Source organism: Streptomyces sp. NPDC092296 (genome assembly GCF_044755465.1).
GTDB lineage: Bacteria > Actinomycetota > Actinomycetes > Streptomycetales > Streptomycetaceae > Peterkaempfera.
Genome location: NZ_JBIVRB010000016.1, coordinates 112,210 through 133,808 on the forward strand (window position 1 = coordinate 112,210; position 21,599 = coordinate 133,808).

Genomic DNA, 21,599 nt, shown 5'->3' on the forward strand with positions numbered 1-21,599 from the left:
TGAGCAGCCCGACGGCAGCGAACCCGTCGACGTGATCATCCCCGAAAGCCGCCGCCTCATCAAATCCTCGCTCCGGGCGTACTCCTGGCTGGTCGAACCGGCGCAGAGTGCACCAAGCCACGGCACAGCGCCGCCACGGCGGACGGCGGCTCAGCACGCCCTCGGCTCCACAGCTCACCACAGGGGACCGGAGTACTCACCGATCGCCGTGCCGAGGCCGACGGGGACGCTGCCCTTCGCGCACCGTGCGCATCGACGACGGCGCCGCCTGCGGCATGCCGGCAGGCGCGTCCGAGGGTTCGCGGATGAATCCCATGGTGGCGAAGCCGGTCTGACACCGGTACGGCTCGGACACCCGACGGCCCTCCCCCGCTCGGGCTCCCGGCTCCGGGAGACGGTCACCGGGCGCCGAGAGGGTCTCGGCCGCGTCGGCCTCCCCGGGCCCGCTCGCGGCGCTGGATCGCGGCGGCCAGGCGGGTGCGGGCGGTGTCGGTCCTGCCGAGAGAGCCGCCCTCGATGACTGCGGCGAACCGGGCCGCCTCGCCCCTGGGCCGCTCCACGTCCGCGTTGCCGCCCGCCTCGTACGCGGTGACGGCGAGTTCCGCAGCGGGCGGCGCCCCCTCCAGGCACCCGGCCGGGGCGAGGACGCGGGCCCGCTCGTCGTGGAGGGCGCCGGTGTGGAACCAGGAGGCGCTGGGGCCACCGTCGGCCTCCGCCTTCTCCCACACGGACGCGGCCCCCGCCGGCCGTTCCAGGGCCGTGACAGCCCGGCGGGGCCTTCGGCCTGCATGGTCAGCCGTGCGGACTGCCACAGCCCGGCCACCGCATGGCCGCGACCTGGTCCGGCCGGGGGCCTCGGCATGGCAGCGGAGCGCGCGCTCACGGGCCGCGTGGGCGGCGTCCCAGCGGCCGGCCTCGGGCAGAGCGCGGGCGGCTCCGCCCGCGTCGCCACAGGGGGCGCACGACCGGCCGAGCAGCGCGTACGTCGGCCCGAACAGGAAGGAGTCGTCGCCCCATCGGGCGGCTTCAGCGCTCGCCCGCTGGAGCAGCGGCGTGGTCTCCGCGGCACGCAAATGCCCCGCCCGCGACCACTCGGAACAAACAGGGCCAATAGACAGCCGGCCAGGCAGTCACGATCAGCGACGAATCACAATTAAAGCGACATCGCGGGCACGCGATCAGTCGGCGCCGGCAGTGAACGAGCACGATGGGTCGGCCGCCTCGAAATCTTTCGATGCACGGGCGTGCCGAACCGTTATAAGTTTCGACCAACTTTCGGAAATGAATCGTTGACTGCCCCTCTGACGAGCGCATACTCTCCAGCGATCGAAGCCTCCCGGTAACGGAGACGACCCCGTACGGTCGCGCCCGTCCACCTGGTACGTCCACCCGCGCATGCCCGGAGCAGGAGAGCAAGGGTTGCAGTGATCGTCACGACTTCGCGCACGTCCCCGGCCCTCGCCGTTGCCGCGACCGGCCTGCCGCTTGAACGCCCAGGCCGGCGCATGTACGAGATCCTTGGTGCCCGTCAGGGCATGACGCACACGAACTATTCCCAGCAATTGTGTCAATGACAACAGATCACGGAGTTTCCACGATGGCGAGAAAGACCCGCGGCGCGACGGCTGTCGCGATCGGCTTGGGCATCGCACTTGCTGCCACCGGTTGCGCCGGCAGCAGCGGTGGCGGCAGCGGTTCGTCCGGTGGCAAGGTCACGCTGACCCTCTGGGAGAACGCGCAGCCCGGCCCCGGTGCGAAGTACTGGACGGATGTCGCGGCGACGTACCACACGCTGCACCCGAACATCACGATCAAGGTCCAGGTGATCCAGAACGAAGACCTGGACGGCAAGCTCCAGACCGCGCTCAACTCGAACTCCGCGCCGGACATCTTCCTGCAGCGCGGTGGCGGCAAGATGCGGGCCATGGTCGACGCCGGCGAGCTTCAGGAGCTGAAGCTCACCGACACCGACAAGGCGAATGCGGGCGCGGCAGGTCTCGCCGGCTATTCGATCGACGGCAAGGTCTACGCGATGCCGCTCGACACGCAGCCCGAGGGCATCTACTACAGCAAGGACCTGTTCAAGCAGGCCGGCATCACCGCGACGCCGACGACGATGGACGAGCTCCAGGACGCTGTCGCGAAGCTGAAGGCGATCAAGGTCGCGCCGATCGCGGTCGGTGCCAAGGACGCCTGGCCGGCTGCGCACTGGTACTACAACTTCGCCCTGCGCGAGTGCAGCCAGGACGCCATGACGCAGGCTGCCAAGTCGCTCAAGTTCACCGACCCGTGTTGGACCAAGGCGGGCGACGACCTGGCTGCGTTCCTGAAGGTCGACCCCTTCCAGAAGGGTTTCCTGACGACCTCGGCGCAGCAGGGTGCCGGGTCGTCGGCGGGCATGCTCGCGAATCACAAGGCGGGCATGGAGCTCATGGGCAACTGGGACCCCGGGGTGATCGGCAGCCTGACCCCCGATCAGAAGCCGCTGCCCGACCTGGGCTGGTTCCCCTTCCCCGCTGTGGCCGGTGGCCAGGGCGACCCGACCGCCATCATGGGCGGCCTTGACGGATACTCGCTGTCCAAGAACGCGCCGAAGGAGGCCCTTGAGTTCCTCCAGTTCCTGGTGACCAAGGACCAGCAGGAGGCCTACGCCAAGGCCTTCGTCTCGATCCCGGTGAACAAGGAGGCCCAGGCGGTCGTCACCGAGCCCTACAACGTCTCGGCGCTGGATGCCTTCAACAAGGCCGCCTACTCCATGATGTTCCTTGACACCGAGTACGGGCAGAACGTCGGCAACGCCATGAACGCCGCCGTCGTGAACCTGCTGGCCGGCAAGGGCACCGCAGCCGACATCGCCAAGGACACCAACGCCGCTGCCGCGAAGGGCTGAGTAAGCAGACAATGAGCGACACCCTGGGTACTGACGCGGCCACCGGCCGCCAGTCGCAGGGCACGCCCGGAGTCGGGGGCGCGGCCAAGTCCGCGTCCCCGGCTTCGCCGCGAGCGGCTGCGCGCCGCCGCGGCCGTGCCAAGATGCGACTCGAGATCGCGCTCCTGTCCGGACCGGCGATCATTGTGTTCTTGGCATTCGTGATCTTCCCGGTCGCGCTCGCTGCGTACTACGGCTTCTACCGGTGGCACGGCTACGGCGCGCCCACCGACTGGGTCGGTCTGAACAACTACAAGCTGATCCTCACCGACCCCGCGTTCCAGCACGTGCTGTGGCACAACGGCCTGATCATGGTGCTCTCCCTGGTCATCCAAGGCCCGCTGGCGATCATCCTCGCCCTCCTGCTCAACCAGAAGATCCGCGGCCGCTCGATCATCCGGGTCCTGATCTTCGTGCCCTACATCATCTCCGAGGTCATCGTCGGCACCGGCTGGAGCCTGATGCTCACGAGCACCGGCGCCGTCAACGACCTGCTGCACCACATCGGCCTGGGCTTCCTACAGGCCGAATGGCTCTCCGACCCGAAGCTGGCCATCTGGACGCTGATGGCCATCATCACGTGGAAGTACCTCGGCTTCGCGGTGATCCTGATGCTCGCCGGCCTGCAGTCGATCCCCGAGGAGCTCTTCGAGGCCGCTGAGCTCGACGGTGCCTCCTACTGGCAGATCCAGCGCCGCATCACGCTGCCGCTGCTGGGGCCCACGATCCGCATCTGGGCGTTCCTGTCGATCATCGGCTCGCTGCAGCTGTTCGATCTCGTCTACATCATCTGGGGTCAGTACGTCTCGGGCACCGCGGGCACCTCGACCATGGCGATCTACATGCTCGCCCAGGGCCGCAACGCGGGCAACTACGGCTACGGCAACGCCATCGCGGTCGTGATGTTCCTGATCTCGCTCATCGTCGCGCTGATCTACCAGCGTTTCGTCCTGCGCCGTGATCTCAAGGGCGCCGTCACCGAAGGAACCGTCTGATGAGCGCGACGAGCGCCAGCTCCTGGTTGTCCTCCGCCGGGAAGCCGAATGCGCCCGTCGGCCGTCGTGGGAATCGTGACAAGCCGCAGAAGTGGGGGAACCCCTTCACCTACTTCGTCGCGCTGCTCTTCATCGGGATCTGCGTCGCACCGGTGCTCTACATCGTGCTGGGCGGATTCCGCACCAATGCGCAGATCACCACGAATCCGGCCGCCCTGCCGAACCCCTGGGTCGTCAGCAACTACATCGACGTCCTGAAGTCGACGACGTTCTGGGGCGAATTCGCGAACTCCGTCATCGTCGCACTCGTGAGCACCGTCGGGACCGTCGTCCTCGGACTGATGGTGAGCTTCGTGCTCGCGCGCTATGACTTCAAGTTCAAGGGCGCGATGTATTCCCTGTTCGCGGCCGGCCTGATGTTCCCGCTGGTCATCGCGATCACCCCGCTGTACATCGTCGTCAAGAACCTCGGTCTCGTCGACAACCTGTTCGGCGTGATCATCCCGCAGATCGCCTTCGGCCTGCCGACGACCGTCATCATCCTGGTGCCGTTCCTCAGAGCCATTCCGAACGAGCTCGAGGAGGCCGCCTCGATCGACGGCGCCAGCCGACTCGGATTCTTCTTCCGCATGGTGATCCCGCTGTCGCTGCCCGGTGTGGTGACCGTGGGCATCCTCGGGTTCATCGGCAGCTGGAACAACTACGTCCTGCCCTTGTACGTCCTCAACTCGCAGGCGAACTTCACCCTGCCGCTCGGCGTCCAGGCGTTCTCCTCGCAGTACTCCACGGACACCGCGAGGGTCCTCGCGTTCACCTCACTCGCCATGCTGCCCGCACTGATCTTCTTCTCGGTCTTCGAGAAGAAGATCGTCGGCGGTCTCACCGGTGCCGTGAAGGGCTGAGACCGGCTCCAGGACCTGCACCGGACCGTCCCACGCCTGCCCCTGCCGTGCCTGCGGCGGGGGCAGGCCGCTGTTCGGCGGCGTCGCTCTGCCCGCGGCCCGCCCCGCACCATCGCACCGACAAGGACCACTGAATTGCCCCGCGCCCACATCGAACTCGACAGGAAGGCCGTCGTCGCTCCTGTCCGACGCCGCACCTTCGGCTCGTTCGTCGAGCACCTCGGCCGCTGCGTGTACACCGGGCTCTACGAGCCGGAACACCCGAGCGCGAACGACGAAGGGTTCCGCATGGACGTCGTCGAACTCGTCAGGGAGCTCGGCAGCACGACCATCCGCTACCCGGGCGGCAACTTCGTCTCGGGCTTCCGCTGGGAGGACTCGGTCGGCCCGCGCGAGAAGCGCCCGGTGCGCCGCGACCTCGCCTGGCACTCGCTCGAATCGAACCAGGTCGGCCTGGACGAGTTCGCCAGGTGGCTCAAGCTCACCGACTCCGAGCTGATGCTGGCGGTCAACGTCGCCACGCGAGGCATCCTGCCCGCCCTGGACCTGCTCGAGTACGCCAACCACCCGTCCGGCACGGCGCTGTCGGACCTGCGCATCGCCCATGGCACGCCGGACCCGCACAACGTGCGCATGTGGTGCCTCGGCAACGAAATGGACGGACCGTGGCAGACCGGCTTCATGACGGCGGACGACTACGGCAAGATCGCCGCCCGCACCGCCGCCGCGATGAAGATGGCCGACAAGGACCTCGAACTCGTCGTCTGCGGCTCCTCCGGCTCCGGTATGCCGACATTCGGTGACTGGGAGCGCACGGTACTCGAGCACAGCTACGACCATGTCGACTACGTCTCCTGCCACGCGTACTACCAGGAGCACGACGGCGACCTCGGCTCCTTCCTCGCCTCGGCGGTCGACATGGACTACTTCATCGACACCGTCGTCGCGACCGCCGACCACGTGGGATACAAGAAACGCTCGAACAAGAAGATCAACATCTCCTTCGACGAGTGGAACGTCTGGTACCTCAAGGAGCACCAGGAGTCCGAGGAGGTCAACAGCGAGTGGCGCTACGCCCCTCGGCAGCTTGAGGACGTCTACACGGTGGCGGATGCCGTCGTCGTCGGCAACCTGCTGATGACGCTCCTCAAGCGCAGCGACCGCGTCACCTCGGCATCGCTCGCGCAGCTGGTCAACGTGATCGCGCCGATCATGACCGAGCCCGGCGGCCCGGCCTGGCGGCAGACGACCTTCTACCCGTTCTCGATCACGAGCCGGCTTGCTTCCGGCGAGGTGATCCGGCCCGTGATCGAGGCACCGACGTACGAAACGGCGCGCCACGGCGAGGTGTCCGTCATCGACGCCGTCGCGACCGTCGACGAGGACCGGGCCGCGGTCTTCCTCGTCAACCGCGACCGCACGGAGGCCGCGCAGGTCACGATCGACGTACGCGGTCTCGGGTCGTCGCGCGTCGTCGAGGCGGCCACGCTCGCCGACTCCCAGGTGTACGCGAAGAACACGCTCACCGAGCAGCACCGGGTGACCCCGTCCGTGAACACCAGCGCGGCACTCGCGGACGGCGTGCTCACCGTCGAGCTGCCGCCGGTGTCGTGGACGGCGATCGCCCTCCGCTGAGCGACTACCCGAAGCAGCCCCGGCGCCCCGGGTCGGCCGCCGGGGCTCGGGCAGCAGGACGGCGCATGCGTCCCGGAGGGGGCGGTCAGCCGATGACGGCAGCACGGGTACAGGTCATGGGGCCGGCGGCCGTCTCGCCCGGCGGTGGGTACGGGGACCCGGATGGCGGGTTCCGGGTACCGATGTGACGGGGATGCGAGGGCCCGGTCGGCCTGGACGCGGGGGCGGGTGCCGCCCGCGCTCGCGGTGCTGACGGCCGGGCTGCTGGCGTTCCACCGGGCCGTGCCCAACTGATCGGTTGCCCGGAAGGGCGTGCGAGCCGCCGACCGGCCGCAGCGCCGACCAGCGGATGAACGGCGCCGCACCCGCCCGTTAGGGTGTTTGCATGGACGTGCAAGCTCCACCTCCGGGTGCCCCAGGTGTCGATCAGGCCGTCGCCGTGCTGAAGGCGGTGGCGGACCCGACGCGGTTCCAGGTGCTCTGGGCGGTATGTCAGCAGGAGCACTCGGTGGGGCAGCTGGCGGAGCTGGTCGGCGCCCATGTGGCAGCGGTCTCGCAGCACCTCGCCCGGCTGCGCGCGGTGGGGCTGGTGGCCTCGCGCCGCGAGGGGACGCGGATCTTCTACCGGGCGGCGACCGCGCACGTCCGGAGCCTGCTGGAGGGGGCGGTGCTCGCCTCGCGGACCGCACCGGACGGGGACGGGGACGGCCCGTCCGGGGACGCCGCACCGGCGGCCGCCGCCGCCGCGACGGTGCGCGCCGCCGCGGCCCGGCTGCGGCCGCAGCCGGCGCCGGGGACGTGAGCGTCCCAGGCGTGCCCCGCCCTGGCGGCGGCGCGCCCGGTCAGGCCGAGCGCTGCTGGGGACCGGGGGCGCGCTGGGCGGCTCCCTCGTCCAGCCGGTACTCCTCGGGGCCGGCGTCGTAGGAGTAGAGCTCGGCGTAGCGGCCCCAGTCGGTGGCGGTCTCCAGCTGCTGGGTGACCTGTTCGCTGGTGTAGTGGTGGGCCAGCAGGTCGCGGAAGAAGCCCGCCCGCAGGGTGCCGTCGGCGGCGCGCTGGAGGCTGGTGGTGATGAGGTGGACCAGCGGCGCGTCGACTCCGGCCTGGGCGAAGATCTTCTTCGAGGTCTGGACGTCGGCGCCCGCGAAGGCGGAGCCGCTGGGGGTCAGCAGGAGTTCGCCCTCGGTGACCAGGGCGAAGCCGAGCAGGTCCAGGGCGTCGACCAGGGGCAGCAGGTCGTCGATCTCCAGGCCGAGCTCATCGGCGAGGTCGGCCAGGTCGCAGCGGTTGCCGTGCTGGGCGACGATCTCGGCGAGGCCGGAGAGTCCGTCGACGCTGGCCTGGGGCAGCGGGGTGGAGGCCGGGGTGCGCTTGGCGGTCTCCGCCGGACGGCCTGGCAGCCGGGGCGCGGTGTCCTTCTCCCGGCCGGTCATGACCTGGTAGACCGCGTCGACCAGGGCGTCCAGCTCGGGGGCGTTGCGGTCGCGGGGCCGCTCCAGCGGGACGTCGAAGGTGGCCTTGAGGGTGCCGGGACGGGAGCCGAGCACCACGATGCGGTCGGCCATCAGGACGGCCTCCTCGATGTTGTGGGTGACCAGCACGATGGCGCGGGTGGGGAACTGGCCCGAGGCCCACAGCTCCATGAGCTCGCCGCGCAGGTTCTCGGCGGTCAGCACGTCGAGGGCGGAGAAGGGCTCGTCCATCATCAGTACGTCGGGCTCGACGACCAGGGCGCGGGCGAAGCCGACGCGCTGGCGCATGCCGCCGGAGAGTTCCTTGGGGTAGGCGGACTCGAAGCCGTCGAGGCCGATCAGGTCGATGGCCTTGAGTGCGGCGTCGGCGCGCTCCCTGGGCGGGACGCCGCGGGCCTCCAGTCCCAGCTCGACGTTCTGCTGGACGGTGAGCCAGGGCAGCAGGGCGAAGGTCTGGAAGACCATGGCGGTGCCCGGGTTGGCGCCCCGCAGCGGGGTGCCCCGGTAGGTGACGGTGCCGGAGCTGGCCGGGATGAGTCCCGCGAGGCAGCGCAGCAGGGTGGATTTGCCGGAGCCCGACTTGCCGAGCAGGGCGACGATCTCGCCGGCCCTGACGTCCAGGTCAATGCCGGCGAGGACCGGGAGTTCCCCGTCGGCGCCCGCGTAGGACTTGGTGAGCCGGCGGGCGGCGAGCAGCACCTCGCCGTCGGCGGGGCCGGGGGCGTTCTGGACGGGGGCGGTACGCGGGGCCATGGGAGGCTCCTTCCAGCGCTTGGCGGGCGGTCATGGCGGGTCTTTTACGGCGGGCGGGTCTTTACGGCGGGGCCGGTCGCTACAGGGAGTACCTGGTCTCGGCGAGGCGGTACAGCCGGCGCCACAGCAGCCTGTTCAGGCCCACCACGTACAGGCTCATGACGGCGACCCCGGCGAGCAGGTGCGGGTAGTCGCCGGCCTCGGTGGCGTGGGCGATGTAGGCGCCCAGGCCGGTGGCGGTGAGGGTGGTGCCGCCGAAGGTGACGATCTCGGAGACGATGGAGGCGTTCCAGGCACCGCCGGAGGCGGTGATGCCGCCGGTGACATAGGCGGGGAAGACGCCGGGGATGATCAGCCGCTTCCAGCGCTGCCAACCGGTGACGCCGAGGTCGTCCATGGCTTCGCGCAGGTCGGAGGGGATGGCCATGGCCCCGGCGATGGTGTTGAAGAGGATGTACCACTGGGCGCCGAGCGCCATCAGCAGTACGCCGCCGATGTTGATCGACAGGCCGGTCCGCAGGAAGAACCAGGTGGCCAGCGGGAAGAGGAAGTTGGCCGGGAAGCTGGCCAGGATCTGCACCAGGGGCTGGGCGATGCGGGCGAGCCGGGGTGAGAAGCCGATCTTCACCCCGATCGGCACCCACACCACGGTCGACACGGCCACGAGCACGATCACTCGGGCGAGCGTGGCCAGTCCCAGCAGCAGTGGTTCGCTGAAGACGCCCAGGCCGGTGCGGTCGTGGAGGTAGCTCAGCAGGTCGGCCAGCCCCCAGCCGACGACCCCGACGGCGGCCAGGGTGAAGACGATGTCGCCGGCGCGGCGGCGCGCCGGGTGGACGGTGAGGGGCTGGTCGTCGGTGCCGAAGACGCGGCCGGCCCGGCCGAGCACCTCGCTGACCGGGCGGACGGCACGGCCGAGCAGCCGCGGCCCGTGGGAGCGGCGCAGGAAGTCCAGGACCAGGGAGCGCTGGACGTCGGTGGCCTCGGACTGCTCGTTCTTGAACCGCTCCACCCAGGCGGTCAGCGGCCGCCAGAAGACGAAGTTCACGCCGACGACCATGACGGCCATGGTGACCACGGCCCAGCCGACCTGGCCCAGGTTGCCGTCGGCGATCGCGGTCCCGGCGTACGAGCCGACCCCGGGCAGGGCGTACCGGTGGTTGGAGACGCTGATCGCCTCGGAGGCCACCAGGAAGAACCAGCCGCCGCCGAAGCTCATCATGCCGTTCCACACCAGGCCGATCGCTCCGGAGGGGAGTTCGATCTTCCAGAACCGCATCCAGCGGGTGAAGCGGAAGCTCCGTGAGACCTCGTCCAGCTCCCGGGGCAGGGTGATCAGGGAGTGGTAGAAGCCGAAGGTCATGTTCCACGCCTGCGAGGTGAAGATCGCGAACACGGAGGCGCACTCCAGGCCCAGCAGCGAGCCGGGGAAGAGCGCGATGAACCCGCTCACCGCCACCGTGAGGAAGCCCAGGACCGGCACCGACTGCAGGATGTCCAGGACCGGGATGAGCACGCGCTCCAGGCGGCGGCTCCGCGCGGCGGTGTAGGCGTAGACCAGGGTGAAGGCTATCGACAGGGCCAGCGCGGCGAACATCCGCAGCAGGCTGCGCGCCGCGTAGTACGGCAGCTTCGCCGGGTCGGTGTCCACCTTGGTCACCTGCGCCGGGTTGAAGGAGACCGTGGCGCCCCGGCCGACCCGCAGTCCCAGGTACAGGACCACCAGCACGGCCGCGGCCACCACCACGTCCACCCAGGACAGGCGGGCGAGCCGACCGGTGACCCGGGCCGGCAGTGAGGCCCGGGAGACCGCGGGCCGCGTGGGCAACATCATGGGGACACCCCTAACACCGTGGGCCCGACCGGGCCGCGGGCACGCGGCGGCACCGGTCCGGGGCAGGCGCGCGGTGGCGACCGTCAGCGCCGGGAGGAGGACAGGGAAGAGGGGGCCATCGGGTGGTGGGCGCAAGTGGAGCCGACCGCCGTGGGCACACCCGGGCGTCGCACCGGAGGCCGCGTGTGAGGCGAGACCTCAGGCAGGTGCGCTGCTGCTGTGGCTGCGGTGACTGCCCGCGAGGCAGCCGGGACTATGAGGGTCGCCTCCCATGGCTGCCTCCCTTCTCGGTATCCGTGGCCCGATGTCCGTGCCCGATATGGCCCGGTATCCGTGCGGACCGGCGGGCACCCCGGCCCGGTACGCACCGGGGGCGTTGCCGCGAGCAGTGTGGCACTTTATTGCGCCGATACGCAAATAGTCGGGTGGGTAGGCGGGCGCGCCCCGCGATGGTGCGCGCCGGTGGCGTACGCCTGTCGCCGCACGAGGTCGGCGCGCAGGCGGTCGAGTCGCATGAGCCTCTCGGGTGGCCAACACCCACAGCAGCACCGTCACTCAGGACGAATCGCGCCCCACCCCCGCACCGCTCCGACCAGCACAGACGCCACCGCCCAGCGATCCGCCCATCGGTGTGCCCACTTGCGTTCGCCCAGCTCAGCGCCCGAATTCAAGCGCCAGCCCGCCGAGTTGCGTCGAACCCCGGCGGATGGCCGAATCCCTATGGTTTTCATTGACCGGGTACAGACAGCGCTGCCATCGTGTGCCACACCATGCGAACAAATGAACGGTCGCCTGCGTCGCTGCCGAACATCCACCGACCGGGTCCTGCGGGGTCCGTCCGCGCGTCCCTGCCGCGCGCCTCCGTCGACCGGATGACCAGGCTACCGAGCGTGGACCGGATCCGCACCCAGGATCCGAACAACCACCTGCACTGCCGCAAGAGCCAACTCCTGGCGTACGTCGGCGGCTGCACCCCCTGGTCCGACCTGCTGATGTACGGGGCGCTCGGCTCCACCTCGGCCATCTACCGCCACTGCCACCTGCGCGGCGGAGACCGCTGGGCGTTCGACACCCCGTATGTGACCGATGGCGACCTGCGCCTGCTCGGGTTCGAGGTGCTCTCGGCCGAGACCGTGGACCTGGCCCACTTCGAATCCGGCCTGGCCGAGTTCCTCGCCCTGGGGCAGCCGGTGCTCTTCTACGCGCCCCGGCACCACTTCCCCTACTGGGTGGAGTTCATGCGCCAGGTCGGCACGGTCCCCGAGGAGTACGAGCTGCTGCACTCGTTCCTGGTCTGCGGGGCGAGCACCACCGACGTACTGCTGGTCGACAACGTCGCCGACGACCACGAGTACTTCCCGCTGACCGTGGGTTGGGACGTGGTGCGCGACGGCTACGCCCGGGAGCCCGAACGCTGGTTCACCGGCTGCGCCACCGTCCGGCAGGTGTCCGACCCCGACCGGGACGGGTTCGAGGCCGCGTACCGCGCGTTCCTCGCCGGTTTCCGCGACGGCTTCGAACTCTATGACGTCATCGGCGACAACCTTGTCATGGAGCGCGCCTCGGTCACCGCCCTGTACCGCGCGCCCGGCGTCAACAGCCTGGCGCTGCTGGCCGGTTCACGGGCCATGTTCTGCCGGTTCCTGGCGCACACCCGGCACAGCGAGCAGGTTCGCGCCGCCTACGCCGGCATCGCGCAGCTGGCCGCCGTGCTGTCGGACCGGGTCAGCGCCTTCCAGACCGGGCTGCAAGCGCTGTCGGCGGACCAGATCCGCCGCGGCCTCGCGCACCTGCGGCTGCGCGAGCAGCAGGCGGCGCGGCTTCTCCGCGACGAGGCGGCCGGCCTTCCGCAGATCCTGCCGACCGCCCTCAGCGGCCGGTAGCCGCACACCACGGGAGAAGCGTGCGACAGTTGTACCTGTTCAGCGGCATGGCGGGGATGCAAGGCCCGCCGCTCGCCGCACTGCGAGCGCTCTACGCACGGCCGGAGAACGCGCGGTACTTCACCACCGCGGCCGAGGCGGTGGCGCGCGTCCTGGACCACGTCGGCGCGGACGCCTACCGCCGGGAGCTGCCCGGCGGCATCCCGCTGACCGCCTGGCTGCGCGGCGACCCGCCGGACGCGGGTGCCCTGGAGCACTCCATCGTGGACGGTCTGTTCGCCCACATCTACCATCTGTGCCTGCTGCAACCCGCCATCGGCGGCGCGAACGGCGACCGGCCCGCGCCGGTGGCCGCCATCGGCCACAGCATGGGCCTGATCGGCGCGACGGTCGCGGGGCTGAGGATGACCAACCGCCGGCAGTACACGGCGTTCTGCCACGACGTGATCGCGATGACCGCGCTGACGCTGATCCGCTGCCATCAACTGGCACCGCCGCAGACGGATGCGGCCAGGCCGATGGCGGCCGTGCTGGGCGTGCCGGCCGAGGAGATGCGCGAGCTGGTGTCCGGCTCCCCGGTGCACCTGGCTCTCGCCAACTCCGAACGCTCGCATGTGCTGGCCGGGGAGCCGGCCGACCTCGCCGACCTTCGGGCGAGGCACGCGCGGCGGCTGGCCGAGCCGGGGGTGCGCTGGGCCTACCTGCGCAGCACCGCGCCCTTCCACACGCCGCTGCTGGCGCCGGCGGTGCGTGCGGCGCTGGAGGACCGGCACTTCATGACGTTCCCGCTCACCGGCGACCAGCTGGCCATGCCGGTGTACGTCGCCGACGCGCCGGTCAACCTCCAGCACCGGGGCGACCTGCTGCCCGACGTCCTCGCCCATGCGGTGTGCCGCCCGCTGGACTGGCCCAGCACGCTCCGCGCCGCGATCGAGGACTGCCGGCCCGACCAGGTGGTCGACTTCGGACCGGGCGCGTCAGCCCTGGTGTTCACCCGGGAGAGCCTCAGCGGCAGCCACGACGGCCTGCGCTACCGCAGGGTCCCCACACCGACCGCTTGAGCCACACCGACCACTTGAGCCAGACCGACCGCTTGAGCCACACCGACCGCTTGAGCCACGCCCACCGCTTGAGAAGGAGCGTCCACGAATGCACTGTCTGGTCTTCCCCGGCCAGGGCGTACAGCGCAGAGGCATGGGAGAAGGACTGTTCGAGCGGTACCCGCAGCAGACCGCGGCCGCGTCCGAGCTGCTCGGCTATCCCGTGGCAGACCTGTGCCGCGACGACCCCGAGGACCGGCTCGCTGACACCCGCTACGCGCAACCGGCCGTCTTCCTCGTCAACGCCCTGTCCTGGCTGGACCTTGAGCGCGCCGGCCGGCGGTACGACTACTTCGCCGGGCACAGCCTGGGCGAGTTCAACGCGCTGGTGGCCGCCGGCGTCATCGACCTGATGGACGGCCTGGCGCTGGTCCGGCGCCGCGCCGAGCTGATGGCCGGCATCACCCAGGGCGCGATGGTCGCGGTGGTCGGGCTGAGCGCGGCGCGGGTCGAGTCGACGCTGCGCAGTGCCGGGCTCAACCTGGTGCACGTCGCCAACCGCAACAGCGACCAGCAGGTGACGGTGGCCGGGGACCGGCCGCAGCTGGCGCTCGCGGTCAAGGCGCTGCGCGGACCGGGCGTCCGGGTCCTGCCGGTGGCCGTCAGCGGCCCGTTCCACACACCCCTCATGGCCTCGGCCGGCCGGGCGTTCGCGGCGGTCCTGCGCGAGTACGACTTCCGCGCCGGGCACACACCGGTGATGTCCAGCGTCTCCGGCACGGAGTTCGACCCGGATCAGGCGGTCGGGCTGCTCAGCAAGCAGATCCACCGCCCGGTGGAGTGGGTGCGCACCGTCCTGGCGCTGCGCGCGGCCGGCGTCGACCACTTCGACGAGGTCAACGGCACCACCCTCACCGCCTTCATCGCACGGATCACGGCACAGCCAACGGAGGAACGCGTATGACCACGGACATCGCTGTCGTCGGACTGTCCGTCGAGGTGCCGGACGCGCCGGACCAGCACGCGTTCTGGGACGTCGTCCGCACCGGCCGCAGCCTCACCCGGCCGTTCCCGGCGCAGCGGCGCCGGGAGGTCGAGGACTACCTCCAGTACCACTGGGAATCGGTGCTGGTGCCGGACACCGAGGACATCGCGTTCCACGACGGCAGCTTCCTGGACCGGGTGGACCTGTTCGACCACGCCTTCTTCGGCATGACCCCGAAGCAGGCCGCCGTCACCGACCCGCACCAGCGGCTGATCCTGCGGACGATGTACCGCGCGCTGGAGGACGCCGGCTACACCGGCGACCGGCTGGCCGGCAGCCGCACCGGTGTGTACGTCGGCTACGCCGGCAACCCCGGCTGGTCGTACCTGGAGTACTTCTGCCGTGTCGACCCCGCGCTGGGGCAGCTCGGCCTCACCGGCAACATCGTCACGATGCTGGCCAACCGGCTGTCGTACCTGTTCGACCTGCGCGGTCCCAGCATGGTGATCGACAGCGCCTGTTCGGCGTCGCTGCTGGCGCTGCACCAGGCCAAGGCGGCGCTGCTGCTGGGCGACTGCGAGATGGCCGTGGTGGCCGGCACCCGGGTCGTGATGGCGCCGATGCGGCACCCGCACACCCGGATCGGCATCGAGTCGTCCGACGGCGTGACCCGTACGTTCGACGAGAGCGCGGACGGCACCGGCTTCGGTGAGGGGTCCGGGGCGGTGGTGCTCAAGCGGCTGGACCGGGCGCTGGCGGACGGCGACCAGGTGTACGCGGTCATCAAGGGCAGTGCGGTCAACCACGACGGCCGGTCCGAGATGATGACCGCGCCGGACGCCGGGGCCCAGGCCGACCTGCTGGAGGCCGCCTGGCGGGACGCGGGGGTGGACCCCCGCTCGATCGGCTACCTGGAGGTGCACGGCACCGCCACCCGGGTCGGTGACCCGATCGAGTTCGAGGGGCTGCGGCGGGCGTTCGCCGCGCGGACCGACGACCGGCGGTTCTGCGCGGTGGGCACGGTCAAGGCCAACATCGGCCACCTCTTCGAGGGCTCGGGCGTGATGGGCGTGATCAAGGCCGCGCTCGCGCTGCGGCACCGGGTGATCCCGCCGCTGGCGAACTACGCGCGGCCGAACAGCGCGATCGACCTCAACGACGGTCCGGTGTACGTGCCGCTGGAAGCACGCGAGTGGCCGGACGGGGAGGGCCCCCGCCGCGCCGGGGTCAGCGCTTTCGGCCTCGGCGGGACCAATGCGCATGTCGTGCTGGAGGAGTTCATCGCGGCGCCGGCCGAGTCGGGCGAGGGCCGGCCGCCCTACCTGTTCACGCTCAGCGCGCAGAGCCCGGCGTCGCTCGGCCGGCTGGTCACCCGCTACCGCGAGGCGATCGACGACGGCCGGATCGGCGGCAGCATCCGGGACGTGTGCTGGACGTCGAACGTCTCCCGCGCCGGGTACAAGCACCGGCTCGCGTACACGGTCGCGGACCTGGCCGCGCTGCGGGCGGCGCTGGCGGCCACCGAGGCCGGTGGAGTGCCGGACGCCGCCGGCACCGACGCCGCCCGCGGCTGGACCGGCGGCGCCGAGCTCGACCTGCGCGCAGCGTACGACGGACAGCGGCCGCGGACCGTGCACCTGCCGCCGTACGAGTTCGACGAGACCCGCGCCTGGATCGACTTCCCCGAGACGTGGCGTGACCGGTTCGCGCTGGCCGCGCCGCAGGTCAAGCACCCGGTGACCCATGAGGTGGAGTTCGCGCCGACGCCGCTCGCGGAGCCCGGCGACCCGTCGGCCCGGGTGATGGCCCTGGTCGACCCGGCCACCGCCGACGCCGTGGCCGCCGTCCTGCCGCCTGGCGCGGTGCTGCGTACGCCGGATGTCACGGACGCCGAACTGGAGCGGCTCGCCGACGAACTCGTCGACGAGGGGTACACCCACCTGGTGTACGCGCTCGCCTTCGACGCCGAACCGGCAGCCGACCCCGCGGAGCTGGACCGCCGCCTCGACGAGCACCTGATCGGCCTCTTCCGGCTGGCGAAGGCGCTGATGCAGGCGGGCGCGGGGATCGAGCTCGTGGTGCTGACCCGGCGGGCGCTGGCGGTGGTCCCCGGTGAGTCCGGTCCGGTCACGGAGCACGCGGCCCTGGCCGGGCTGGCCAAGGCGATCGCCCGGGAGTACCCGTATCTGACCGTGCGGCTGCTCGATGTCGACGACGCGGTGCCGGCCTCGCTGCTGCGCGAGGAGATCCTGGCCACGCAGGCCGGCGTGTACGCGCTGCGCGGCACGGACAAGTACCGCGAGTCCTTCGCCGAGCTGACGGAGATTCCGGCGGTCCGCGACGAGTACCTGCGCCCCGGCGGCGCCTACCTGATCACCGGCGGTCTCGGCGGCATCGGGCTGGAGACGGCCCGGCACTTCGCGGCCGGCGCCCCCGGCATCCACCTGTATCTGCTCGGCCGCACCGCCCTGCCGCCGGAGGCCGAGTGGGACGCGGTCGCCGCCGATCCACGGCACCCCGCCTCGGCGCGGGTCACGGCGGTCCGCGAGATCACCTCGCTCGGCGCCACCGTGCACCCGGTGGCCGCCGATGTCGCCGACGAGGCCGCGCTGGCGGCCGCGCTGGCCACGATCCGCGCCGAGCACGGCCGGGTGGACGGCATCGTGCACGCCGCCGGTGTGCCCGGTGACAACCTCATCGCCTACCGGAACGCCGACGAGTTCGCGTCCGTGCTGCGGCCGAAGCTGCGCGGCGCGTTTCTGCTGCACCATCTGACCCGGGCCGACCGGCCCGACTTCGTGCTGCACATGTCCTCGGTGGCCGCGGTGTTCCCGGCGCTCGGGCAGGCCGACTACGCGGCGGCCAACCTCTACCTGGACCACCTGGCCCGCACGCTGAACACACCGGAGCACCGAGTGGTCAGCGTCCAGTGGGTGGCCTGGCGGGAGGTCGGCATGGCGGTCGCCGCCGGCACCAACGAGGACCTGGTGTTCCGCTCGCTGCGCACCCGGGTCGGCCTCGACCTGATCGAGGCGGCCCTGCGCGGGGACCGGACGGGGTTCTTCGCCGGTGAGATCAACTACAGCAGCGAGCTGATGAGCGTACTGCCGACGTACAGCGTGACCCTCTCCCCGGACATCGAGGAGAAGATCGGCACGGCGACGGCGGCGCTCACGGAGCGGGCCAAGCAGAGCAACGCACGCGTACGCGAGGCTCTGGACGCCACCGAGGTGCAGCTCACCGGGCGGCCGGACGGCGAGTACACCGAGCGGGAGCGGATGGTGGGCCGCTGCCTGGCGCACGCCCTCGGCCACCCGACGATCGATGTGCACGCCGACTTCCGGGATCTGGGCGGTGACTCGATCATGGCGCTGACCATCGGCAACAACATCTCCGCCTGCCTCGGCCGCCCGTTCGACACCCTTGACCTGATGAGCGAGCGCACCATAGTCGCCGTCGCCCGGCTCATCGAGACCAAGTACGACGACACGGACGCGTCGGGCGATGACGACGCGTGGCTCGATGACCTGCTGACCACGCCCGGGGAGTGACGTGCCGAACCTCACGCGGGGCCCGATCCTGACCGGCATCGTCGGGATCGCGGCCCCGCTGGCCCTGGCCAATCTGCTCCAGCAGGGCTACCTGCTGGTCGACAGCGCGGTCGTCGGGCGGTACGTGGGCGTCACCGGGCTGGCCGCGATGGGCGCGGGACAGCCGCTGTACTCCATCCTGAGCTCGCTGTTCACCGGTGTCTCCGGCGCGTTCGCCGTACGGCTCGGGCAGCTCACCGGCGCCGGGCGGCGCGACGACCGCAACGCGCTGCTGGCGCTCGCGGTCTGCACCGCGGTGTGGTCGGTGCTCTGCGCCGTGGCGGCGGTACTGGGCGCGGGGCCGCTGCTGACGCTGGCGGGCGTGACCGGCGCGGTTGCCGCCGAGGCCCGCACCTTCCTGGTGACGCTCTGCTCGGGCATGCTCGCGATCTACACGCTCGGCGCGGTGTGCACGGTCCTGATCGGCCGGGGTGACGCCCGCCGCGCCACCGGCCTGATGATCACTGCGAGCGCGCTGAACGCGGTGTTCGCCTGGCTGTTCGTGGGCCCCTGGCGGCTGGGGATCGCGGGCGCGGCGCTGGCCGTGCTGGCCGCCAACGCGCTGAGCGCGGTGACCGGTCTGACGCTCCTGGTGCGCGAGCAGCGGCGGCGTCCGGCGGTGGCAGCCGAGGTCACGGCTGCCACGGTGCGCGCCGAGGTACGACGCGGCCTGCGGATCGGCGCCCCGATGGCGGTGCAGTACCTGCTGATCGGCGTCGGCGTACTGGTGCTGGTGTGGATCATCACTCCGTTCGGGGAGTCGGCCCTCGCGGCGCTGACCGTCGTCTCCCGGCTGGAGCTGCTGACCAGCGTGCTGTTCCTCAATCTGTCCGGCGCGCTGATGATGTTCACCGCGCAGAACACCGGCGCCGGCCAGTCCGCGCGTATCCGCGAGGGAATCCGGCACACCGTCTGGCTGGGCATCGCGCTCACCGCCGTGGTGTCCCTGCTGCTGCTCGCGGAGCGCGGGCCGATCGCCGCGCTGTTCTCCGGCAACCCGGAGACCCGGCTGATCACCGAGCGGTACATCCTGATCACGGCACCGTTCTTCTGGTGCTACACGCTGACGGTCGTGCTGCACGGCTGGTTCAACGGCATCGCCCGCGCCGTCGTGCCGTTGATCTGCACGGTGACGTCGCTGGGCGTGGTCCGGCTGCCGTTGTCGTACGCGCTGGGCCACGCCTGGGGGGTCGACGGCGTCATGTGGGCGGCGGTGATCGGCTGGGCCGTGGGACTGGGCTACACGCTGCTGGCCACCCGGCAGGCGGTGACCGCGCGCGACCGTGGCGGAGAAGGCAGCCCCCTGGCGAAGTCGGGCAGTCGGAGCACAAGCTGATCCGGTCACGGTCCGTCAGCGACATCCTGCCGCGCCGCTTCCTGCCCTGCCGCAGCCGGGGTTCCGCTGCGGACCCGGCCGCACCGAGGCACCGCGCCCGGCCCGGCGCCGTACGCACCGCAGGGATACCTGGCACCGAGAAGTTAGGTTAGGGTGACCTAAGTACGAGCCGGGCGGTCCGCACCGCACCCCGGCCCGCGAGCGCAGCGAAACCGTGGAACAGGACGTCAGCCATGATTCTGGAACTGGTCACCCTCCCGGCGAAGACCGCCCCGAAGACCGCCCCGAAGACCGCCCCGAAGTCCGATGCGGAGACGGACGCGGAGTTCACCGAGATCGTCGCCGCGCTGACCCGGCGCGGCTTCCTCGGCGGTGTGGCGGGCGCCGGCGCACTGCTCGGCCTGTCGGCCTGCGGCAACGACGTCCAGGGCGGCGCGGCCCCCGCCACCTCGGCCGCGCCACGGAACCTGACGGACGCGTACGGCACCGTACGGCTGCCGAGGAATCCGCGCCGGGTCGTCGCCCTGAGCAAGGCGGCGCTCAGCACGCTTCTCGATGTCGAGCTGACGCCCGTCGGCACCGACGAGGGCGAGACGCAGGTCGTCCTGCCGAAGTACCGCACCACGGTGGCGGGTTTGCCGACCGTCGGCGCGTACGGTGCCTTCGACATCGAGAAGATCGCCGCACTCCGGCCCGACCTGGTGATCGCCTTCGACACCTACCTCGACGCCGCCCTGTACCGGAAGCTCAGCGCCATCGCCCCGACCTACGCGGTCCGGACGTCCGACGGCGTCATCCCCTGGGAGCAGGCCAGCACCGCCTTCGCCGACGCCGTCGACCGCAACGACCGCCTCAACGCGCTGAAGCGCGCGTACGCGGCCCGGCTCGCCACGGTGAAGGCCCAGTACGCGGCCGAGCTGACCGGTTGCCGCTGGGAGGTCGTCCAGGCGGCCGCACCCGGGACCTTCTACCGGTACCTGCCCAGCAGCGACCCGTCCGCCATCCTCACCGCGCTGGGCGCGAAGCTGGGCAACGCGGGCGCGAAGGGCCCCAACTACTGGGGCCACGAGCTGTCCTACGAGACGATCACCCGGCAGCTCGGCGCCGCCGACGTCATCCTCTCCGTCGCCGTCGGCAGCGAGCCCCTGCTGGCGCAGCCCCTGTGGAAGAAGCTGCCCGCCGCCCGCGCGGGTCACGTCTACACCACCGACCTGCTGTTCCCCTCCTCCTACAGCGGCGCGCTCGGCCTCCTGGACTTCATCGCCGACGCCTGCGCCAAGATCCGCTCCTCCCGCTGACGTTCACGCCGGGCGGCGGGGGCCGGGGCCCTCGCGGCCCAGCATGTCGCCCGGGTCGGCCAGCGCGCAGCGGTCGATCGACAGGCAGCCGCAGCCGATGCAGTCGGTCAGCTGGTCGCGCAGCTGCTCCAGCCGGGCGATCCGGGCGTTGAGGTCGTCCTGCCGGCGGCGGGAGACCTGGTCCCCGTCCTCCCGGGTGGGTGTCCTCCCGGGTGGGTGTGCGCTCCTGCGGGAGCAGGCCGAGGACGTCGCGGATGGCGGAGAGCGGGATGCCCACCCGTGGGGACATCCGGACGAAGGTCACCCGGCGCGGCGGGTCCCGGGTGCAGCGGCGCTGGTTCCCGGTGGTGCGGCGGCTGCGGACCAGTCCTTCGCGCTCGTAGAAGCGCAGTGCGGACGCGGGGACGCCGCTGCACTGCGCCGGCTCACCGATGGTGGCCTCGGATCGCTGGGCGGTGGTCGGCGTGGGCATGCCGCCACGCCAGCGGTTGCACCGCTCCGGCTGGGCGGTCCGACGCTTTGTCATGCTTGGGGAGAGATCACCATCGGATGACGATCCGACAATCCTTCTGGTTGGCCGAGCGCCCCACCGCCATGATCGGTGCCTTCACCGATCCCAGGGGGTACCCACCTTGTTCCGTACCGTACGCGCCGCGGCCGTCGCCCTCGGCGCCGCCGCCGCGCTGCTCGTCCCCGCCGTCGGGCAGGCCCAGGCCGCACCCGTCCACCTCACGCACAAGGCCGCCGTCAAGCACTGCGCGCACCACACGACGGGCACCTGCAAGGCCAACAGCAAGCACCCCAAGGGTGCGACGGCGAAGTGCAAGGACGGCACCTACAGCTACTCCGCGCACTTCCGGGGGACCTGTTCGCACCACAAGGGCGTCCGCTACTGGTACAAGTAGGCCGCGCTCGGCGCCCCGTCCGGCTGTCGGCCGGGCGGGGCGGCG

At 71.1% G+C, this 21,599-nt stretch carries 15 protein-coding genes and 1 pseudogene; 12 read left to right on the forward strand and 4 right to left on the reverse strand.

Translation table 11 applies throughout. The annotated features are described in order from the left end of the window. Nucleotides 1–398 precede the first annotated feature (398 nt). A complete protein-coding gene (locus ACIQGZ_RS25640) occupies nucleotides 399–728 on the reverse strand; it encodes a hypothetical protein (protein ID WP_402605969.1) in 330 nt (109 codons plus the stop codon). Between the two features lie 869 nt (nucleotides 729–1,597). Between ACIQGZ_RS25640 and ACIQGZ_RS25645 the strand changes: the two genes are divergently transcribed. The 5 genes from ACIQGZ_RS25645 to ACIQGZ_RS25665 all read left to right on the forward strand — a co-directional run bounded on the left by ACIQGZ_RS25645 (nucleotide 1,598) and on the right by ACIQGZ_RS25665 (nucleotide 7,263). Then, nucleotides 1,598–2,890: an extracellular solute-binding protein gene (locus ACIQGZ_RS25645; protein ID WP_402605972.1), complete on the forward strand. Its 1,293-nt coding sequence runs from the start codon at nucleotides 1,598–1,600 to the stop codon at nucleotides 2,888–2,890. Nucleotides 2,891–2,901: 11 nt separating this feature from the next. Next, nucleotides 2,902–3,924, forward strand: coding sequence for a carbohydrate ABC transporter permease (locus ACIQGZ_RS25650; RefSeq protein ID WP_402605975.1), 1,023 nt, complete (start codon nucleotides 2,902–2,904; stop codon nucleotides 3,922–3,924). Continuing rightward, the gene (locus tag ACIQGZ_RS25655; RefSeq protein WP_402605977.1) at nucleotides 3,924–4,826 is read left to right on the forward strand and encodes a carbohydrate ABC transporter permease; all 903 of its coding nucleotides are present in this window, start codon (nucleotides 3,924–3,926) and stop codon (nucleotides 4,824–4,826) included. The genes ACIQGZ_RS25650 and ACIQGZ_RS25655 overlap by 1 nt, the downstream gene beginning before the upstream one ends. 135 nt (nucleotides 4,827–4,961) lie before the next feature. After that, nucleotides 4,962–6,461, forward strand: a complete 1,500-nt coding sequence (locus tag ACIQGZ_RS25660) for an alpha-N-arabinofuranosidase (RefSeq protein WP_402605979.1) — start codon at nucleotides 4,962–4,964, stop codon at nucleotides 6,459–6,461. A 385-nt stretch (nucleotides 6,462–6,846) separates the two neighbouring features. Next, nucleotides 6,847–7,263 (forward strand): ArsR/SmtB family transcription factor, encoded by a 417-nt coding sequence (locus tag ACIQGZ_RS25665; protein ID WP_402605981.1) that lies wholly within the window; start codon nucleotides 6,847–6,849, stop codon nucleotides 7,261–7,263. A 40-nt stretch (nucleotides 7,264–7,303) separates the two neighbouring features. Here the strand turns inward: ACIQGZ_RS25665 and ACIQGZ_RS25670 are convergent, their stop codons facing one another. Then, complete coding sequence (locus ACIQGZ_RS25670) at nucleotides 7,304–8,683, reverse strand: nitrate/sulfonate/bicarbonate ABC transporter ATP-binding protein (RefSeq protein WP_402605982.1); 1,380 nt, start codon at nucleotides 8,681–8,683, stop codon at nucleotides 7,304–7,306. A gap of 79 nt (nucleotides 8,684–8,762) precedes the next feature. Continuing rightward, entirely contained in the window at nucleotides 8,763–10,514 is a 1,752-nt protein-coding gene (locus tag ACIQGZ_RS25675) for an ABC transporter permease (protein WP_402606035.1), read from the reverse strand. 893 nt (nucleotides 10,515–11,407) lie between these two features. Here ACIQGZ_RS25675 and ACIQGZ_RS25680 point away from each other — a divergent pair. From ACIQGZ_RS25680 to ACIQGZ_RS25705, 6 genes are all read left to right on the forward strand, one after another. Further along, nucleotides 11,408–12,400 (forward strand): hypothetical protein, encoded by a 993-nt coding sequence (locus ACIQGZ_RS25680; RefSeq protein ID WP_402605985.1) that lies wholly within the window; start codon nucleotides 11,408–11,410, stop codon nucleotides 12,398–12,400. A 20-nt stretch (nucleotides 12,401–12,420) separates the two neighbouring features. After that, nucleotides 12,421–13,461: a hypothetical protein gene (locus tag ACIQGZ_RS25685; RefSeq protein WP_402605988.1), complete on the forward strand. Its 1,041-nt coding sequence runs from the start codon at nucleotides 12,421–12,423 to the stop codon at nucleotides 13,459–13,461. Between the two features lie 88 nt (nucleotides 13,462–13,549). After that, nucleotides 13,550–14,404 (forward strand): ACP S-malonyltransferase, encoded by an 855-nt coding sequence (locus tag ACIQGZ_RS25690; protein ID WP_402605990.1) that lies wholly within the window; start codon nucleotides 13,550–13,552, stop codon nucleotides 14,402–14,404. Continuing rightward, the gene (locus ACIQGZ_RS25695; RefSeq protein ID WP_402605993.1) at nucleotides 14,401–17,976 is read left to right on the forward strand and encodes an SDR family NAD(P)-dependent oxidoreductase; all 3,576 of its coding nucleotides are present in this window, start codon (nucleotides 14,401–14,403) and stop codon (nucleotides 17,974–17,976) included. The genes ACIQGZ_RS25690 and ACIQGZ_RS25695 overlap by 4 nt, the downstream gene beginning before the upstream one ends. A 1-nt stretch (nucleotide 17,977) precedes the next feature. Beyond that, nucleotides 17,978–19,351 carry an MATE family efflux transporter gene (locus ACIQGZ_RS25700; protein WP_402605995.1) on the forward strand — a complete coding sequence of 458 codons (1,374 nt, stop codon included), beginning with the start codon at nucleotides 17,978–17,980 and terminating at the stop codon, nucleotides 19,349–19,351. A gap of 233 nt (nucleotides 19,352–19,584) precedes the next feature. After that, complete coding sequence (locus tag ACIQGZ_RS25705) at nucleotides 19,585–20,649, forward strand: ABC transporter substrate-binding protein (RefSeq protein ID WP_402605998.1); 1,065 nt, start codon at nucleotides 19,585–19,587, stop codon at nucleotides 20,647–20,649. A gap of 3 nt (nucleotides 20,650–20,652) precedes the next feature. On the opposite strand, the pseudogene soxR reads toward ACIQGZ_RS25705, so the two are convergent. Then, a pseudogene (gene soxR / locus ACIQGZ_RS25710) lies at nucleotides 20,653–21,121 on the reverse strand (redox-sensitive transcriptional activator SoxR). A 160-nt stretch (nucleotides 21,122–21,281) separates the two neighbouring features. Between soxR and ACIQGZ_RS25715 the strand changes: the two are divergent. Continuing rightward, nucleotides 21,282–21,554 carry a DUF3761 domain-containing protein gene (locus ACIQGZ_RS25715; RefSeq protein ID WP_402606001.1) on the forward strand — a complete coding sequence of 91 codons (273 nt, stop codon included), beginning with the start codon at nucleotides 21,282–21,284 and terminating at the stop codon, nucleotides 21,552–21,554. Nucleotides 21,555–21,599: the final 45 nt, after the last annotated feature.

Coding starts and splice junctions, on each gene's coding strand:
- ACIQGZ_RS25655 (WP_402605977.1), top strand. CDS start 3,924: ATGAGCGCGACGAGCGCCAGCTCCTGGTTGTCCTCCGCCGGGAAGCCG.
- ACIQGZ_RS25695 (WP_402605993.1), top strand. CDS start 14,401: ATGACCACGGACATCGCTGTCGTCGGACTGTCCGTCGAGGTGCCGGAC.
- ACIQGZ_RS25675 (WP_402606035.1), bottom strand. CDS start 10,514: ATGTTGCCCACGCGGCCCGCGGTCTCCCGGGCCTCACTGCCGGCCCGG.
- ACIQGZ_RS25650 (WP_402605975.1), top strand. CDS start 2,902: ATGAGCGACACCCTGGGTACTGACGCGGCCACCGGCCGCCAGTCGCAG.
- ACIQGZ_RS25645 (WP_402605972.1), top strand. CDS start 1,598: ATGGCGAGAAAGACCCGCGGCGCGACGGCTGTCGCGATCGGCTTGGGC.
- ACIQGZ_RS25670 (WP_402605982.1), bottom strand. CDS start 8,683: ATGGCCCCGCGTACCGCCCCCGTCCAGAACGCCCCCGGCCCCGCCGAC.
- ACIQGZ_RS25690 (WP_402605990.1), top strand. CDS start 13,550: ATGCACTGTCTGGTCTTCCCCGGCCAGGGCGTACAGCGCAGAGGCATG.
- ACIQGZ_RS25705 (WP_402605998.1), top strand. CDS start 19,585: ATGATTCTGGAACTGGTCACCCTCCCGGCGAAGACCGCCCCGAAGACC.
- ACIQGZ_RS25665 (WP_402605981.1), top strand. CDS start 6,847: ATGGACGTGCAAGCTCCACCTCCGGGTGCCCCAGGTGTCGATCAGGCC.